Here is a 16,279-nt window from a genome sequence, read left to right as displayed (position 1 = left end):
TTCTCACGTTTCGAGTTCTCTCGTGAGCGTCTCGCTTCCCGAACGCGATTCGCTCGAGACGACCGCCCCGACGGCCGTTCCGTGGTGGTTTCGGACAGCCCTCAAAACGGACAGTTGAACGACAGAAAGCCGTCGCTGCGCGACTCGAGACCGTTACTGTCTGCAGATCTCGAGGAAGTTCTCGAAGATGACGTCGCCCTCTTCGGTGTGGGCGACCTCGGGATGCCACTGGACGCCGTAGAGGTCGCGGTCGGTATCGCTCATCGCCTCGACGTCACAGACGTCACTGCGGGCCGTCAACTCGAATCCCTCGGGGAGCTCTTTGACTTCGTCGGCGTGGCTCGCCCAGACGCGGGTCTCGGGGGCGAGGGTGCCGGTCAGTGGGTCGTCGTCGTCGACGATGTCGACGTTCACGTCGGCGTACCCGCCGTAGTCGCCGCTTCCGACGCGACCGCCCAGCTCCGCGGCGATCAGTTGCATACCGAGACAGATACCGAGGACGGGGACGTCGGCCTCGAGATACTCGGCCGAGCGGCCGGTTCGGTCCATCTCGGGACCGCCGGAGAGGACGACGCCGTCGGCGTCGATGTCTTCGGGTGGGGTCTCGTTGTCGATCAGCTCCGTTTCGACCCCGAGGTCGCGAAGCGCTCGTTGCTCCAGGTGGGTGAACTGTCCGTGGTTGTCCACCACGACGATCTTCGTCATTGCAGGGGCCTAGCGAGTCACCCGGTAAAAACGGTCCGAAAACCGATCTCGCCCCGTCGTGACGGACTGCTGTAACGAGTTACCGTCAATCGTCAGCACGGGGTCGATGATCGGCGGGAATTGACGACAGTAGACCGTAGTGACATCCTGGTAGGCCGTCATCGTCGTCTCCCACGTACTGGCTACGTTTGCCGATACCTCGGTTTAACTTGTTGGTATGATCATCGATTAGATTCAGTTTGTGATCAATATGGGTCAATATTACCAGATGTTCAACCACCGATCGAGACAATACCAGAACGTTCATACATGAGTGGTAACTATCGGCAGGTATGACACTCGAGGCCCACACGGCCGGGAGTCAGCCCGCAGACGACAGCGACGTCGTCGCTGCGGTCGATGAGATCGACGGACGCCCTCATCTCGTCATCGCCGACATCGGGCGGGACGACGTCTGGCTCTCGATGGCCGAGCGAAACGCCGTCTCGCTCGAGGAGTGGCGATAGCCGCCACCGAGACGACGGCTGAGCAGTCGGGCTCGACGATCCCGAGTGCGGACCCGCTTTTCTTTCCGGTACGTTTATACTCGTCTCACTGGAGCTATCTGTATGGCAGTCGATCTCAGTGAGTTCGATCATCCGTCGTGGATCGCCGCGGCCGGTACAGGTATCGGCTATCTGCTGATCCTCGCCGTGTTGACGGTCGCGCTGTTTATCATCCCGTGGCTCGTCTTCGCGACGCTGTAGCGCTCGAGGGCGACGCCGGGCGATCGGAATCCCGGGTTCGGTCTCTACTTTTTCAGTAGCAAGTGCTCGAGACGCCTCCGTTCCTGATACGTACTGCTGTAGGCAGTTCTGTTATCCCGCGACCCGGCTGGGCTGGGCCAGAACGTCGGGACACCAGCCCGTCCGAGAACACGGGACGCTGCCGATCCGATCGGAAGTCGAACGCGTCGCTTCCGAGTCGCGAAAAACGGAGAGAAAGCCCGTCTAGGCGAAGGTCTTCGAGACGTCCTCGGTGTCGCTCGAGTCGGCCTGGACCTTGTCCCAGGCGTTGCGGAAGTCCTCCATCTGGATCTCGGTTCGGTCGTCACGGATAGCGAACATCCCGGCTTCGGTACAGATCGCCTTGATATCGGCGCCGGAGGCTTCCTCGGCCTCCTCGGCCAGTTCCGCGAAGTCGACCTCGTCGGCGACGTTCATGTTGCGGGTGTGGATCTGGAAGATGATCTCGCGACCGTCGGCGCTTGGCTTTGGCACTTCGATGAGGCGGTCGAACCGGCCCGGGCGCAGGATCGCGCGGTCGAGCATGTCGAAGCGGTTCGTGGCGGCGATGATGCGGATCTCGCCACGTTCCTCGAAGCCGTCCATCTCCGAGAGCAGTTGCATCATCGTTCGCTGGACCTCGGCGTCGCCGGAGGTCTTCGACTCCGTGCGCTTGGCCGCGATGGCGTCGATCTCGTCGATGAAGATGACCGCGGGCTCGTGCTCGCGGGCGACGTCGAAGAGGTCGCGGACGAGTTTCGCGCCTTCACCGATGAACTTGTGGACCAGCTCGGAGCCGGCCATCTTGATGAAGGTCGCGTCGGTCTCGTTGGCGACGGCCTTGGCGAGCATCGTCTTGCCCGTCCCCGGCGGCCCGTACAGCAAGACGCCACTTGGTGGATCGATCCCGACGTCGTCGAACATGTCGGGTTTTTCCAGTGGCATCTCGACGGTCTCGCGGACCTCCTGCATCTGTTCTTCGAGTCCACCGATATCCTCGTAACTGACGTCGGGGCTCTCGGTGACTTCCATCACGCGAGCGCGGACGTCCGTCTCGTTCGAGAGGGGCTTGACGATCGAGAGGGAGTTGTTGACCGCGACGCGGTCGTCGGGCTCGAGCTCCGATCGCATCTCGTCGGTGACCTCGGTCAGCGCTTCCTGATTGTTCCCGTGCTGTTTGATGATGACGCCTTCGTCCGTGATCTCCTGGACTGTGGCGACGAACAGCGGGGACTGCTTGAGTTTCTTGTTCTCGTGGGTCAGCCGCTCGAGTTTCTGCTGGTACTTGTTGTTCTCGGCGTTCGCATCGAGGAGTTTGTCACGCATCTCCTCGTTTTGCGCCTCGAGGACCTCCAGCCGTTCCTCGAGCGCCTGGATCTTCTCCTGTTGGGACGCCTCGTCCTCGTCGTAGGGGAGGTCGACGTCGTCCACAGTGTCGCTCATCACCCGTCCCTTGGGTGTTGCTTCATAAGAGGCTTCGGGTCGGTACACCCTCACGAGAAAATAACTAGTGCGTATTTTTCGAAACAGAAAATATTATCACCCTGTATTCGAAATGGGCGGGTAATGAGTGCTTCAGAGACGGTCCACGGTGACGCCGACCAGCGAGGAACCTGGGACGACGTCCGCGAGCTTCCACCGAGTGCCAAACTCGTCGCAAAGGTTCTCGAGTACAACGACACGATGACCCAACAGCAGATCGCCGACGAGACGCTGCTGCCCTCGCGAACGGTTCGATACGCGTTAAACCGCCTCGACGAGGAAAACGTCATCGACTCGCGGTTCTCGTTCTCGGACGCCCGCAAGCGACTGTACAGTCTGGATATCGAATCGTAGCTGCGGATGCTCGCCGAACGTGGCACCACCGTTCGGAGCTTCGTTCAGATATGTCGCTGCAACGAAATGTATATAGGAGTGCCGACGAAAGGGACTCGTATGACCGATTGGACGCTTCGCGATACGATCGGGGTGCTCGTCGTTCTCGGCGTAACGGTGTCCGCAGCAGGCGCCCTCGAGGGCATCGCACAGGCGCTCGTCGTCCTCGTCGGCGTCGTCGTCGCACTCCTCTGGATCGGCAAATTCGTCCTCGAGGGGTACAACGATGCGGTCGGATCGACGTCGCTCGATCGCTGATACGAGTGACGTTCCGGTTTTACTTTCACTCCGGTCGCGGAACCCCTTTAGGGCGGGCTCGCCAACGACGTGCCAATGACGCGGGTTATCCATACGGGCGATACCCACATCGGGTACCAGCAGTACAACTCGCCCGAGCGACGACAGGACTTCCTCGAGGCCTTTCGCTCGGTCGTCGAGGACGCGGTCGCCGACGACGTCGACGCCGTGATCCACGCCGGCGACCTCTTTCACGATCGGCGGCCGGGACTGATCGATCTCCAGGGGACCATCGACGTGTTACGGACCCTCGAGGAGGCCGACATCCCGTTTCTGGCCGTCGTCGGCAACCACGAGTCGAAACGTGACGCCCAGTGGCTCGATCTCTTCTCCGACCTCGGACTGGCGACGCGACTCGGCGCCGAACCCGTACTGGTCGACGACGTCGCGGTGTACGGGCTCGACTTCGTTCCGCGCTCGCGTCGCGACGCCCTCGAGTACGACTTCGAACCCCTTCCAGCGGAGGCTGAGCACGCGACGCTCGTGAGCCACGGTCTGTTCGAACCCTTCGCCCACGCCGACTGGGACACTGAACGGCTGCTCTCCGAGTCGACGGTCGACTTCGACGCCGTCTTGCTCGGCGACAACCACAAACCCGACACCGCGGAGGTACGTGACACCTGGGTCACCTACTGTGGGTCGACCGAACGTGCAAGCGCGAGCGAACGCGAGGAGCGGGGCTACAACCTCGTCGACTTCGAGGAGCGCGTCGCGATCAGCCGTCGCGGACTGACCGACACCCGCGAGTTCGTCTTCGTCGACGTCGAACTCGAGGACGGCGAGGGCGTCGACCGCGTCCAGGAACGCGTCCGTCAACACGACCTCGAGGACGCGGTCGTCGTCGTCACGATCGAAGGCGACGGACGGCCGATTACGCCCGCGACGATCGAGGAGGCTGCCATCGATCGCGGGGCGCTCGTCGCTCGCGTCAACGACCGGCGGGAACTGCCCGACGAAGCCGACGATGTCTCCGTGAGCTTCGCTGACCCCGACGCCGCCGTCCGGGAACGCGTTCGCGAACTGGGGCTTAGCGACGCAGCTCGCAGCATCGACGAGACTGTCCGCAACGGCGACCTCCCCGACTCGAACGTCCGTGAGACCGTCGAGAATCGCGTTCGGGACCTCCTCGAGGACGACGCGTCGGCGTTCGAACCCGCACCCGAACGGAGTCCCGACGACGAGGACGTAACGACGGTCGCCGACCAGCTCGAGAGTGAAACCGAAAGCGAATCCGAAGCCACCACGTCGGCGGCCGACGACGGACCCGAACCGGCTGCCGACGAGACGACGGCGGCCGACGGCGAATCCACGTCACAGGAAGCAGGCGAGTCCGAGGACCCCGCCGATCCTGACACCGCCTCGCTGGGTGATTTCGCATGAAGGTCGACCGCATTCGCCTGCTGAACTTCAAGTGCTATGGCGAGGCCGACCTCGGACTCGAGCGTGGCGTCACCGTCGTCCACGGCGTTAACGGCAGCGGGAAGTCGACGCTGCTCGAAGCGGTCTTCTTCGCGCTGTACGGCTCGAAAGCGCTCGACGACCGCACGTTAGACGACGTGATCACGACCGGCGAGGAGGAGGCCGAAGTCGAACTCCACTTTACCCACGACGGCCGCGACTACAGCGTCGAGCGCCACCTCAAACTCCGGGGCGATCGGGCGTCGACGACCAAATGCGTCCTCGAGACGCCGACCGAAACGATCGAGGGGGCCCGTGACGTCCGCCGCGAGGTGACCGAACTCCTGCGAATGGACGCCGAGGCGTTCGTCAACTGCGCCTACGTCCGTCAAGGCGAGGTCAACAAGCTCATCCACGCCTCGCCGAGTGACCGCCAGGACATGATCGACGACCTCCTACAACTCGGCGCGCTCGAGGAGTACCGCGAACGTGCAAGCGATGCCCGTCTCGGCGTCAAGACGGTCCTCGACGGCCAGCGAGAGGTCCTCGAGAACGTTCGCCAGCAGGTCGAAAAGAAGGAGACGAAGGACCTCCACGAGCGGTTGAACGGCCTCGAGTCCCGTCGAGCCGACGTCGACGAGGAGATCGAGCACTTCGAGACACAACGCGAGCAGGCCCGCAACACGCTCGAGACCGCCGAAGACGTCCTCGAGCGCCACGAGGAGACCCGCGAGGAGATCGACCGGCTCGGAGCGGAGATCGACGACCTCCGCGAGAAGATCTCCGAGACCGAAGACAAACGCGAGGACGCGAAAACCGAGATCCGCGACCTCGAGGAGCGACGCACGGAGCTCGCGGCCGAACGCGAAGACCTACTCGCCAAGGTCGATCTCAGGAGTACCGAAGGCGGCGACGCGGACGCGGATGCGGACGCAGACGCAGTCGGGACGCGGATCGACGAACTCGAGACACGCGACGAGGAACTCCGTGACGAGTTAGAGGCGGTTCGCGTCGCGATCACCGAAACCAACGGTGAGATCGAACGGCTGCGCGAGGAGGCCGACGACCTCGAGGCCAAAGCCGAGCAGGCCCGCGAGGAGGCCGGCGACCTCGAGACGAAACTCGAGGCCGACGAAGCGGCGATCGAAGACCGGGAGGCAAAACTCGACGATCTCGAGGCGGAGATCGACGCCGCGCGTGAACAGTTCGAGGACGCACCGATCGACTTCGGCGACACGGAGAGCCATCTCGAGGCGCTCGAGGCCGAGCGCGAGGCGTTGACCGACGAGATCGGCGACGTCACCGCCGACATCCGAACCGTCGAGAACGCGATCGAGGAGGGCGAGCAGTTGCTCGAGGAAGGGAAGTGTCCCGAGTGCGGTCAGTCCGTCGAGGACTCGCCCCACGTCAACGTCTTAGACGAGAAACGTGAGGAACTGGCCGCCCTCGAGGAACGACTCGACGCCCTCGAGGCCGAGCGCGACGACGTCGACGATCGGATCGACCGCGCCGAGGAGCTACGCGAGGCCGAACGACGGGTCGACCGGCTCGAGGAGAACCGCGACAACGTCGAGCAGCTGCTCGCGGAGAAACGCGAGACGCTCGCTGATCGACGGGAACAGCGCGATCGACTGCTCGAGGACGCCACGGAGTACGAGAACGACGCCGAAGCGAAACGGACCGAAGCCGCCGACCTCGAGGAGTCGGTCGCGACGAAGCGAGCCGAACTCGGTGAGATCAACGGCGAACGCGGCGATATCAGGGACACACTGGAGTCGCTCCGCCGGATCGCCGAGATCGACGACGAACGCGAGGCCCTCGCCGCCGAGATCGAGACCCGGCGCGAACGCCGCCGGGACTGGCAGACGATGAACGACGAACGCCGCGAAACCCTCTCGAACAAGCGCGAGCGCAAGCGCGACCTCGAGTCGGAGTTCGACGAGGACCGCGTCGAGACCGCCCGCGAAGACAAACAAAACGCCGAGCAGTACCTCGAGAAGGTCGACGACAAACTCGCCGACCTCGAGGAGAAACGGACGAATCTCCAGAACGCGATCGGTGCCGCCGAGCGGGAACTCGAGGAACTCGAGGAGCTTCGCGACCGTCTCGACGCCGTCGAGAAGCGGTGTGAGCGACTCGAATCACTGTACGACGAGGCCGAGACGTTACAGGCGACGTACGCCGACCTTCGGTCGGAGCTGCGCCAGCGTAACGTCGAGACCCTAGAGCGGTTGCTCAACGAGACGTTCGAGTTGGTCTACCAGAACGATTCCTACGCCGGAATCGACCTCGACGGCGAGTACCGGCTGACGGTCTATCAGAAGGACGGTGAACCCCTCGAGCCAGAACAGCTCTCCGGCGGCGAGCGGGCGCTGTTCAACCTCAGCCTGCGGTGTGCGATCTACCGGCTGCTCGCGGAGGGCGTCGAAGGCGCGGCGCCGATGCCGCCGCTGATCCTGGACGAACCGACCGTCTTCCTGGACTCAGGTCACGTCACCCAACTCGTCTCGCTGGTCGAATCCATGCGCGACTTGGGCGTCGAACAGATCGTCGTCGTCAGCCACGACGAAGAGCTCGTCGGGGCGGCCGATTCGCTCGTCCGTGTCGAAAAAGACGCCACCTCGAACCGGTCGCGCCTCGAGCGGGGGCGTCCGCCCGAGTCCGAGCTGCTCGCGTCCGACTGATACGGCCCACTGTCGGTCAGTCCCGGCTTACCGCAGCTGGGTCCGGGTGCCGAGACATCGGTACGAGCGGCCGCGTGGCTGTCCGACGTGGCGCACCTCCAGAATCGACTCGTTCGGCTCGTTTCAGGAGTGTTTCTCGGCCGGTGTGCTCGTCTCGTTGTCGGCGCTGACGTCGGTTTCGATAGCGTCGGCGTCGACTCGGACCACCTCGAGTGCGCGATCACAGTCGGCCGTGGTTCGATAGCCGCGTTCGCCGGCGACGTCGGGCTCCTCGAGCAGCCCAGCGGCTGACAGGACCGTAAGTCGACCATGCAGGTCGCTCTCACAGATGTCGTAGCTGTCGAGCAGCGTTCTGACGCCGAGCGGACCGCGGTCGGCGAGTTCGATCAACAGGCCGAGCGTTGTCTCGTCGTGTACGTTCGTCAGCAGCGCTCGGACCGGGTCGTCGACGGTCTGAGCCGCGAGCTCGAGGGCCGATTCGTCGACGTCCTCGAGGCGGTCGTTTTGAACGTAACACTCGTTTCCGCTCTGTGGATCGCGGACGAGACTCGCGTGCTCGGATCGTTTGAGAAGGAGATATCGTCTGCCGGTGTCGTCTTGGACGGTTTTCATAGTCGGGTTGGAACGTCCGGTACCAGGTGTTGGCCGAGCGTGCCTGAAGTAGTTTCGGCTATCCGACGGTCAGTCCGGTGACCGATTCGGGTCGGTTTCGTCGGCGTTGTCGTCCGCGTCGTCTTCGCCGGCAGCGGGCGTGTTGCCTTCGTCGCCCTCGTCGCTTGCGTCATCTTCGTCACTCTCGTCGTCCACCGAGAAATCCTGTCGCTTGACGCTTCGGTAGCGACGAACGGCGAACCCGGTAAGTACGAGCCCGGCAGCGAAGAGGAAACTGGCGTACGTCGTCTCGCCTTCGAAGACCAGAAACAGCCCGGCAAGCGCGTATGCCAAAATTGCGCCGTTGAGGACGAGCACCAGCGCCCAGAACGCCTCCAGGAGATCGCTTGGCACGTCGGATTCGCTGAGCGACGTCTCAGTGGTCGTCGCCAGTTCCGCTTCCGCCTCCGATTCCATATCGGAGCGGAGATCCGAGAACAGATCCGACCCCGCGTTCTCGGTCGGTACCTCCGGAATCGTAATGGAGTCGCTCTCGGGATCCCGAAACTCCGCCTCGGGATCGTACTCGTCGGGTTCGTCCTCGGACCGGTCGGAGTCCACACACCAACGGAGGACGAGCCATCAAAAAAGCGTTCGCGTTCGGCGTAGCCGGAAGTCGATTTCGGCTGACGGAACGCCGGCTGTCGGTCAGTTCCGACGAGCCGTATCAGGCGAGCTCCGCAAGCGTAAGTGTTCGAGAGGTCTCGACCCACGCCAGCGGATTCTCGGCGTCGTAGAAGACGACACCGTCTTCCGTCTCGTAAGATTCGACCGTCGCGGTGCCCTCGGGGATACTACGCGGCTCGCTGCTATCCGTCGTATCGTCGGCATCGATGGACACTTCGATCACCTGATAGTGTGTTATGTGTTACCGCATTATATGTCTTTGTGCTCTCCCAATATTCTCACGGTGGCAGGTCGGTCGAAGTGTGTGGGTTTTTATCCGGTGGCTCCCAAGCCCGACACCATGACTGAGGCGGGCCAAACCGGACTCGCGGAGTTTTCAGCCGACGAGTCCACGGAGCGACCACCCGAAGAGGCGGCCCACGTCGCGGGCAACGGCGGCTCGAGTGCCGCCGAAGTGATCGACGTCGTCGAAGAGACCCTCCCGGAACCCGACGGCAAACTCGACCTCGCAGTGATGCAGGTCGACTACACGATCGCCGGCTACGGCGACGAGGAACGACCGATCATGCACGTCTTCGGGCGGACACCCGATGGCGAACTCGAGCACGTCCAGGTCGTCGGCTTTCGTCCCTACTTCTACGCGCCGACCGACAGCCTCGAGCGACCGCCCGAAGAGGAGTACGATCGGCTGACCGACAGCCGTGAGTTCGACCGGAACGGCGAGCCCTACGAGAGCATCCGCGGCGAGAAGCTGACGAAGATCTTCGGCCAGACGCCCCGGGACGTCGGACAGGTGCGCGACGACTTCGACCACTACGAGGCCGACATCCTCTTTCCGAACCGGTTTCTGATCGACAAGGACGTCCGCAGCGGGATTCGAGTGCCCGAACGCCGCGCCGAGGACGACTCGCTGGTCGTCCCCCACGAGGAGGTCGAGGCCGCAGACGTCGACGCCGATCCACGCGTCTGTACCTTCGACATCGAGGTCGACGATCGCTCGGGCTTTCCCGAAGACGGCGAGGAACCGATCGTCTGTCTCACGAGCCACGACTCCTACCGCGACGAGTATCTCATGTGGCTCTACGAGGCACCGATCGGCGACGGGCCGATCCCCGACGAGATCACCGAGTACGAGCCGATCGAAGGCGAGATCGACCACGAGGTTCGGGCCTTCAAGGAGGAGGAAGCGATGCTCGAGGCCTTCGTCGACTACATCCGGGAGACCGATCCAGACGTCCTCACCGGGTGGAACTTCGAGGACTTCGACGCGCCGTACTTCCTCGACCGCCTCGAGGAACTCCAGGGCCCCCACCACGAGTACGACCTCGAGATCGATCGCCTCTCGCGGGTCGACGAGGTCTGGCGCAGTAACTGGGGCGGACCCGACATCAAAGGCCGGGTCGTCTTCGACCTGCTGTATGGCTACCAGCGGATGGTGTTCTCCGAACTCGACTCGTATCGGCTCGACGCCGTCGGCGAGGCCGAACTCGGCGTCGGCAAGGAACGCTACGCCGGCGACATCGGCGACCTCTGGGAAGACGACCCCACGCAACTGCTCGCGTACAACCTCCGGGACGTCGAACTCTGTGTCGAACTCGACCGCCAGCAGGAGATCATCGCGTTCTGGGACGAGGTGCGCTCGTTCGTCGGCTGTAAACTCGAGGACGCGCCGACGCCCGGCGACGCGGTCGACATGTACGTCCTCCACCAGGCCCACGGCGAGTTCGCGCTTCCGTCGAAGGGCCAGCAGGAGGCCGGCGAGGAGTACGAGGGCGGCGCCGTCTTCGAACCGATCACGGGCGTCAAGGAGAACGTCACCGTGCTGGACCTGAAAAGTTTGTATCCTATGTGCATGGTGACTGTTAACGCGTCACCGGAGACGAAGGTCGATCCCGAGACCTACGACGGCGAGACGTACGAGGCGCCGACGGGGACTCACTTCCGGAAGGAGCCCGACGGCGTGAACCGCCAGATGATCGAGGAACTGCTCGCCGAGCGCGAGGAGAAGAAGGAACTCCGGAATCAACACGAGCCCGGTACGCCCGAGTACGAGCAGTACGACCGCCAGCAGGGCGCAGTGAAGGTCATCATGAACTGCTTCACGCCGGACACGGAGGTTTTAACTCCGGATGGTGTGCGCAACATTACAGATCTCGAAGTCGGCGACGACGTATATTCGCTCGATCCGGAGACTGAAGAGTTAGAAGTCAAACCCGTCGTCGAAACCCACGCATATCCGGACTACGACGGCGAGCTGATCGATATCGAGACGAGTAAGATAGACTTCCGTGTCACGCCGAACCACCGAATGCTCGTCCGCAAAAACGAGACGAACGGAATCACGGAAGACGAGTACAGTTTCGTCGAGGCCGGGAAACTCGATCGAGCGACGAACTACGAACTACCCCACGACTGGGACGGCCCTGACGGAGACGAACTCGAGGAAGTCGATCTCACGGAACTCATCGACGGCGAGTATGAGGTTTGGGTTAGACCGTCCGTCCACGGTCACACGTTCACGGCAGAACTGGGCTGGACGCCACGTCGCGTGCCGAAAGCCGACGTCGAACAAACGGGCTACGTTTTCACGGCCGAAGAGTTCGAGGAACACCGCGAGTACATCGAGGAGGTTTGTGAGACGAGCTTCGTTCACCGTGAATCCGGACGAAAGTGGATTCCGCGAACCTACGACGGCGACGATTTCCTCGATCTACTCGCGTGGTTCATAACGGAAGGGAACGTTTACACGTCCGACAACAAGCAGTTCGGCGAAAACTTCCGTGGCTCTGCTACGACCGTTAAACTGGCTCAGGACAAACTCCCGATCGCTGACGGCGGCGTCGATCACCACGCAACGATCGGTGAATTGCTCGATGACATGGAGTTCGACTACTACGTTGACGATCGCTCCTACACGATCACGTCGAAACTCCTCGGCAATCTTCTGACGTCGCTCTGTGGGGAAGATAGCTTCGAGAAACGAATTCCCGAGTTCGTTTTCGAGTGTAGCCGCCGACAGAAGCGACGGTTCCTCGATGTTCTCGTCGATGGCGACGGAGACCGACAGGTGAACTCGTGGCGGTACTCGACCGCTAGTGACCTGCTGCGAGACGACGTTCTTCGACTCTGTGCACATCTCGGTTTGACGGCGAACTACAGTCGAGACAGCGGAACGTGGCGTATCTACGTTACGGAGAACGCGAAGAACACGCTTCGGATGCATCGGAGTGCGTCCGAAAGTACGGCCGAGAATGGCGTCTACTGTGTCACTGTCGAGGATAACCATACGTTGCTTGCCGGACGGAACGGAACGTTCCAGTTCGTCGGCCAATCTCTATACGGCGTCTCCGGTTGGGAACAGTTCCGTCTGTACGACAAGGAAGCCGCATCGGCGATCACAGCTACAGGCCGTGAAGTCATCGAATTCACCGAAACTGCTGCGAACGAAGAGGGATACGAGGTTACGTACGGAGACACCGACAGCGTAATGCTCGAGCTCGGACCCGACGTCTCGAAGGAGGAGGCGCTCGAGACGTCCTTCGAGATCGAGGAGCACATCAACGACCGGTACGACGACTTCGCACGGGACGAACTAAACGCAGAGTTCCATCGCTTCCAGATCGAGTTCGAGAAACTCTACCGGCGGTTCTTCCAGGCTGGAAAGAAGAAACGTTACGCCGGCCACATCACCTGGAAGGAGGGCAAGGAGGTCGACGACGTCGACATCGTCGGCTTCGAGTACCAGCGATCGGACATCGCCCCGATCACCAAGGAGGTCCAGCACCGGGTCATCGAGATGATCGTCAAGGAGGGCGACGTCGAAGGGGCCAAGGAGTACGTCAACGAACTCATCGAGGACGTCCGGACGGGCGAGGTCTCGCTCGAGGAGATCGCCATCCCCGGCGGCATCGGCAAGCGCCTGGACAACTACGACACCGACACCGCACAGGTCCGGGGCGCGAAGTACGCGAACCTGCTGCTCGGTACCAACTTCCAGCGCGGGAGCAAGCCCAAACGGCTCTACCTCGAGCGGGTCGACCCCGCCTTCTTCCGCCGAATGGAGGACGAAGAAGGGTTCGATCCCCAGCACGATCCGCTCTACGGCGCGTTCAAGCGCGATCCCGACGTCATCTGCTTCGAGTACGAAGACCAGATCCCCGAGGAGTTCGAGGTCGACTACGACACCATGCTCGAGAAGACCCTGAAGGGGCCGATATCCCGGATCCTCGAGGCACTGGACGTTTCCTGGCAAGAGGTCAAAAGCGGCCAGGAGCAGAAGGGTCTCGACAGCTTCATGTGACTGTCCTCTACTCGAGTGTCACACTACGCCTCGTCGCATCGTACGGGTTGCTGTAAGGGTTACAGCGTTTCGAGGTGAAAGCTCCCGGCTCCATACGATGGATCGTACCGAGAGACAGTTCCGACCAGCCGCCCTACTTCGGTTCTCGACTCATACGGACTGCTGTAACTATGTCCCGCCGATCGCCAGTACGGGGTCGGCGATCGGCGGTCAGTGACGACAGGAGACCGTATCATACTGTCAGACAGTATTAGCCAGGTGATTGCTCGGCAGATGGACCGCCGTCCGTCGGTGCCGGCGACCCACAACCGCCTGTGAGGGCGCCGGGGTAGCGGACCGTACCCGTCGTCCCAACGGGACCGTTCGTTCGATCGTCGACACGTTGACTCACTCGAACCGTCGAACGGTGGGGGTTTAAGTCATACTGGAATACGGTTTTCAAATCAGGGTCGTTAGATAGAGACCGAAAAACTGAGCTTCTATATTTGGGAAATTATTTTCCCAGAGGGAAACCGTATCCAGTGGGATACGAAACCGTTATCAGTCACACGACCCACGGTTTACACGACAGAGTACTATGGCACGTCTCGAACTAAACAACCTGCACGCGGAGGTAGCGGAGGGCGACGAGAAGATTCTCGAGGGCGTCGACCTCGAAGTCGAGTCGGGCGAGATCCACGCACTGATGGGTCCCAACGGCTCCGGGAAGTCGACGACCGCGAAGGTCATCGCCGGCCATCCAGCCTACGAGCTCACGGAGGGGGAAGTGCTGCTTCACCTCGAGGAAGACGAGTTCGGTGAGGAGATCGAGATCGACGAGGACCAGCGCACCTGGGATCTCCTCGAGCTCGAACCCAACGAGCGCGCCGCGCTCGGGATCTTCCTCGCGTTCCAGTACCCCGCCGAGATCGAAGGCGTGACGATGACGAACTTCCTGCGGACGGCACTCAACGCCAAGATCGAGGAGCGCGAGGAACTCTTCGAGGAGGACGACGGCGAAGATGAAGAAGAAGAGGACGAAGGCTTCGAGTCCTCGCCGATGGAAGGCCCCGCAGACGATGGCGAAGTCGGCGTCGCCGAGTTCCAGCAGATCCTCCAGGAGAAGATGGAGCAACTGGACATGGACGAGAAGTTCGCACAGCGCTATCTCAACGCCGGCTTCTCCGGCGGTGAGAAGAAACAGAACGAAGTCCTGCAGGCTGCCATCCTCGAGCCGTCGATCGCCGTGCTCGACGAGATCGACTCCGGGCTCGACATCGACCGCCTCCAGGACGTTTCGGACGGTATCAACGCCCTGCGCGACGAGCAGGGTACGGGCGTTCTCCAGATCACCCACTACCAGCGTATCCTCGACTACGTCGAACCCGACCGCGTCCACGTGATGCTCGACGGTCAGATCGCCAAAAGCGGCGGTCCCGAACTCGCCGAGGAACTCGAGGACAAGGGGTACGACTGGGTCCGCGAAGAGGTCTACGGCACCGCGTAACCACTTTCGGCTAGAACAACGGTAATAACCCTACAGCCGTAACCATATACACAATCAAATCATGAGTTCCGAACAAGATCACCTCAAAGAAACTGACACTGAAGCGCGGTTCGAGTTCAAGAAAGAACAGAACGCCGCGGTCAAATCCGACAAGGGCCTGACCGAGGAGGTCATCCGCATGATCTCCGAGGACAAGGACGAGCCCGACTGGATGCTCGAGCGACGGCTCCGTGCGCTCAAGCAGTACCAGAACATGCCGATGCCGACGGACTGGCCCGGCCAGCCGGACCTCTCGGGCCTGGAGATCGAAGAGATCGTCCCCTACATCCGCCCTGACGTCGACAAGCGCGAAGGCGTCGACGACTGGACGGAGCTGCCCGACGAGATCAAAGACACCTTCGACAAGCTGGGCATTCCGGAAGCCGAGAAAAACGCCCTCTCCGGCGTCGGCGCCCAGTACGAGTCCGAGGTCGTCTACCAGAACATGCAAGAGCAGTGGGAGGAGAAGGGTGTCATCTTCATGAACATGGACCGTGCGGTCCAGGAACACCCCGAACTCGTCAAAGAGCACTTCATGACGACCTGCGTGCCGCCAAGCGACAACAAGTTCGCGGCGCTGCACGGCGCCGTCTGGTCGGGCGGCTCGTTCGTCTACGTCCCCGAGGGCGTCACCGTCGAGATGCCCGTCCAGGCGTACTTCCGGATGAACTCGGAAGGGATGGGCCAGTTCGAGCACACGCTCATCATCGCCGAGGAGGGTTCGGAAGTCCACTACATCGAGGGCTGTTCCGCACCGAAGTACGGTGCTCACAACCTCCACAGCGGCGGCGTGGAAGTCTTCGTCAAGGAAGACGCCCACGTCCAGTACTCGACAGTCCAGAACTGGTCGAAAAACACCTACAACCTTAACACGAAACGCGCCATCGTCGAGGAGAACGGGACGATGGAGTGGATTTCGGGCAGCATGGGCTCGAAGGCCACCATGCTCTACCCGTGTTCGATCCTCAAAGGGCGAGGGGCGACCGACACCCACATCACCATCGCCTTCGCCGGCGAGGGTCAGGACATCGACACCGGCGCGAAGGTCTACCACAACGCGCCCGAGACGAGTTCGACCATCGAGTCCAAGTCGATCTCCAAAGACGGCGGCCGCACCAACTACCGCGGTCTCGTCCACATCGCCGACGGCGCCGAGGACTCCTCGACGGCAGTCGAGTGTGACGCCCTGATGTTCGACAACGAGTCGACGTCGGACACCATGCCGTACATGGAGATCGAGGAGTCGAAAGTCGACGTCGCCCACGAGGCGACCGTCGGCAAGATCGGTGACGAGGACATCTTCTATCTCCAGAGCCGCGGTCTGGACGACGACGACGCCAAGAAGATGATCGTCGCCGGCTTCATCGAGCCGATCACGGAGGAACTGCCCATCGAGTACGCGGTCGAACTCAACCGCCTCATCGAACTCGAGATGGAGGGAAGCCTCGGATAA

Annotated in this window: 14 protein-coding genes; 9 read left to right on the top strand and 5 right to left on the bottom strand. The window is 62.1% G+C overall.

Translation table 11 applies throughout. The annotated features are described in order from the left end of the window. Positions 1 to 153: 153 nt before the first annotated feature. Positions 154 to 705 (bottom strand): GMP synthase subunit A, encoded by a 552-nt coding sequence (locus RBH26_RS01480; RefSeq protein ID WP_306756086.1) that lies wholly within the window; start codon positions 703 to 705, stop codon positions 154 to 156. A gap of 332 nt (positions 706 to 1,037) precedes the next feature. On the opposite strand from RBH26_RS01480, the gene RBH26_RS01475 reads away from it, so the two are divergent. Continuing rightward, positions 1,038 to 1,211, top strand: a complete 174-nt coding sequence (locus RBH26_RS01475) for a hypothetical protein (RefSeq protein ID WP_306756085.1) — start codon at positions 1,038 to 1,040, stop codon at positions 1,209 to 1,211. Positions 1,212 to 1,313: 102 nt separating this feature from the next. Beyond that, positions 1,314 to 1,451, top strand: a complete 138-nt coding sequence (locus RBH26_RS01470) for a hypothetical protein (RefSeq protein ID WP_306756084.1) — start codon at positions 1,314 to 1,316, stop codon at positions 1,449 to 1,451. Positions 1,452 to 1,694: 243 nt separating this feature from the next. Here the strand turns inward: RBH26_RS01470 and RBH26_RS01465 are convergent, their stop codons facing one another. Next, positions 1,695 to 2,912, bottom strand: a complete 1,218-nt coding sequence (locus RBH26_RS01465) for a proteasome-activating nucleotidase (protein WP_306756083.1) — start codon at positions 2,910 to 2,912, stop codon at positions 1,695 to 1,697. Positions 2,913 to 3,035: 123 nt separating this feature from the next. Between RBH26_RS01465 and RBH26_RS01460 the strand changes: the two genes are divergently transcribed. The 4 genes from RBH26_RS01460 to rad50 all read left to right on the top strand — a co-directional run bounded on the left by RBH26_RS01460 (position 3,036) and on the right by rad50 (position 7,723). After that, positions 3,036 to 3,305 carry a helix-turn-helix domain-containing protein gene (locus RBH26_RS01460; protein WP_306756082.1) on the top strand — a complete coding sequence of 90 codons (270 nt, stop codon included), beginning with the start codon at positions 3,036 to 3,038 and terminating at the stop codon, positions 3,303 to 3,305. A gap of 99 nt (positions 3,306 to 3,404) precedes the next feature. Continuing rightward, on the top strand, positions 3,405 to 3,602 hold the full coding sequence (locus RBH26_RS01455; RefSeq protein ID WP_306756081.1) for a hypothetical protein: 198 nt from the start codon (positions 3,405 to 3,407) through the stop codon (positions 3,600 to 3,602). Between the two features lie 75 nt (positions 3,603 to 3,677). Continuing rightward, positions 3,678 to 5,021 carry a DNA double-strand break repair protein Mre11 gene (mre11, locus tag RBH26_RS01450; RefSeq protein ID WP_306756080.1) on the top strand — a complete coding sequence of 448 codons (1,344 nt, stop codon included), beginning with the start codon at positions 3,678 to 3,680 and terminating at the stop codon, positions 5,019 to 5,021. After that, a complete protein-coding gene (gene rad50, locus RBH26_RS01445; RefSeq protein ID WP_306756079.1) occupies positions 5,018 to 7,723 on the top strand; it encodes a DNA double-strand break repair ATPase Rad50 in 2,706 nt (901 codons plus the stop codon). The genes mre11 and rad50 overlap by 4 nt, the downstream gene beginning before the upstream one ends. 123 nt (positions 7,724 to 7,846) lie before the next feature. Here the strand turns inward: rad50 and RBH26_RS01440 are convergent, their stop codons facing one another. From RBH26_RS01440 to RBH26_RS01430, 3 genes are all read right to left on the bottom strand, one after another. Continuing rightward, positions 7,847 to 8,335 (bottom strand): hypothetical protein, encoded by a 489-nt coding sequence (locus tag RBH26_RS01440; RefSeq protein ID WP_306756078.1) that lies wholly within the window; start codon positions 8,333 to 8,335, stop codon positions 7,847 to 7,849. 69 nt (positions 8,336 to 8,404) lie between these two features. Continuing rightward, positions 8,405 to 8,935: a hypothetical protein gene (locus RBH26_RS01435; protein ID WP_306756077.1), complete on the bottom strand. Its 531-nt coding sequence runs from the start codon at positions 8,933 to 8,935 to the stop codon at positions 8,405 to 8,407. Between the two features lie 106 nt (positions 8,936 to 9,041). Continuing rightward, on the bottom strand, positions 9,042 to 9,224 hold the full coding sequence (locus RBH26_RS01430) for a hypothetical protein (RefSeq protein WP_306756076.1): 183 nt from the start codon (positions 9,222 to 9,224) through the stop codon (positions 9,042 to 9,044). 117 nt (positions 9,225 to 9,341) lie between these two features. On the opposite strand from RBH26_RS01430, the gene RBH26_RS01425 reads away from it, so the two are divergent. The 3 genes from RBH26_RS01425 to sufB all read left to right on the top strand — a co-directional run bounded on the left by RBH26_RS01425 (position 9,342) and on the right by sufB (position 16,279). Next, a complete protein-coding gene (locus tag RBH26_RS01425) occupies positions 9,342 to 13,301 on the top strand; it encodes a DNA polymerase domain-containing protein (protein ID WP_306756075.1) in 3,960 nt (1,319 codons plus the stop codon). A gap of 577 nt (positions 13,302 to 13,878) precedes the next feature. Then, positions 13,879 to 14,787, top strand: coding sequence for an ABC transporter ATP-binding protein (locus RBH26_RS01420; protein ID WP_306756073.1), 909 nt, complete (start codon positions 13,879 to 13,881; stop codon positions 14,785 to 14,787). 61 nt (positions 14,788 to 14,848) lie between these two features. After that, the gene (sufB, locus tag RBH26_RS01415) at positions 14,849 to 16,279 is read left to right on the top strand and encodes a Fe-S cluster assembly protein SufB (RefSeq protein ID WP_306756072.1); all 1,431 of its coding nucleotides are present in this window, start codon (positions 14,849 to 14,851) and stop codon (positions 16,277 to 16,279) included.

The organism is Natronolimnohabitans sp. A-GB9 (assembly GCF_030848565.1).
Taxonomy (GTDB): Archaea; Halobacteriota; Halobacteria; order Halobacteriales; family Natrialbaceae; genus Natronolimnohabitans.
The sequence above is the reverse complement of the archived record's forward strand: the minus strand, read 5'-3'. Positions and strand labels throughout refer to the sequence as shown.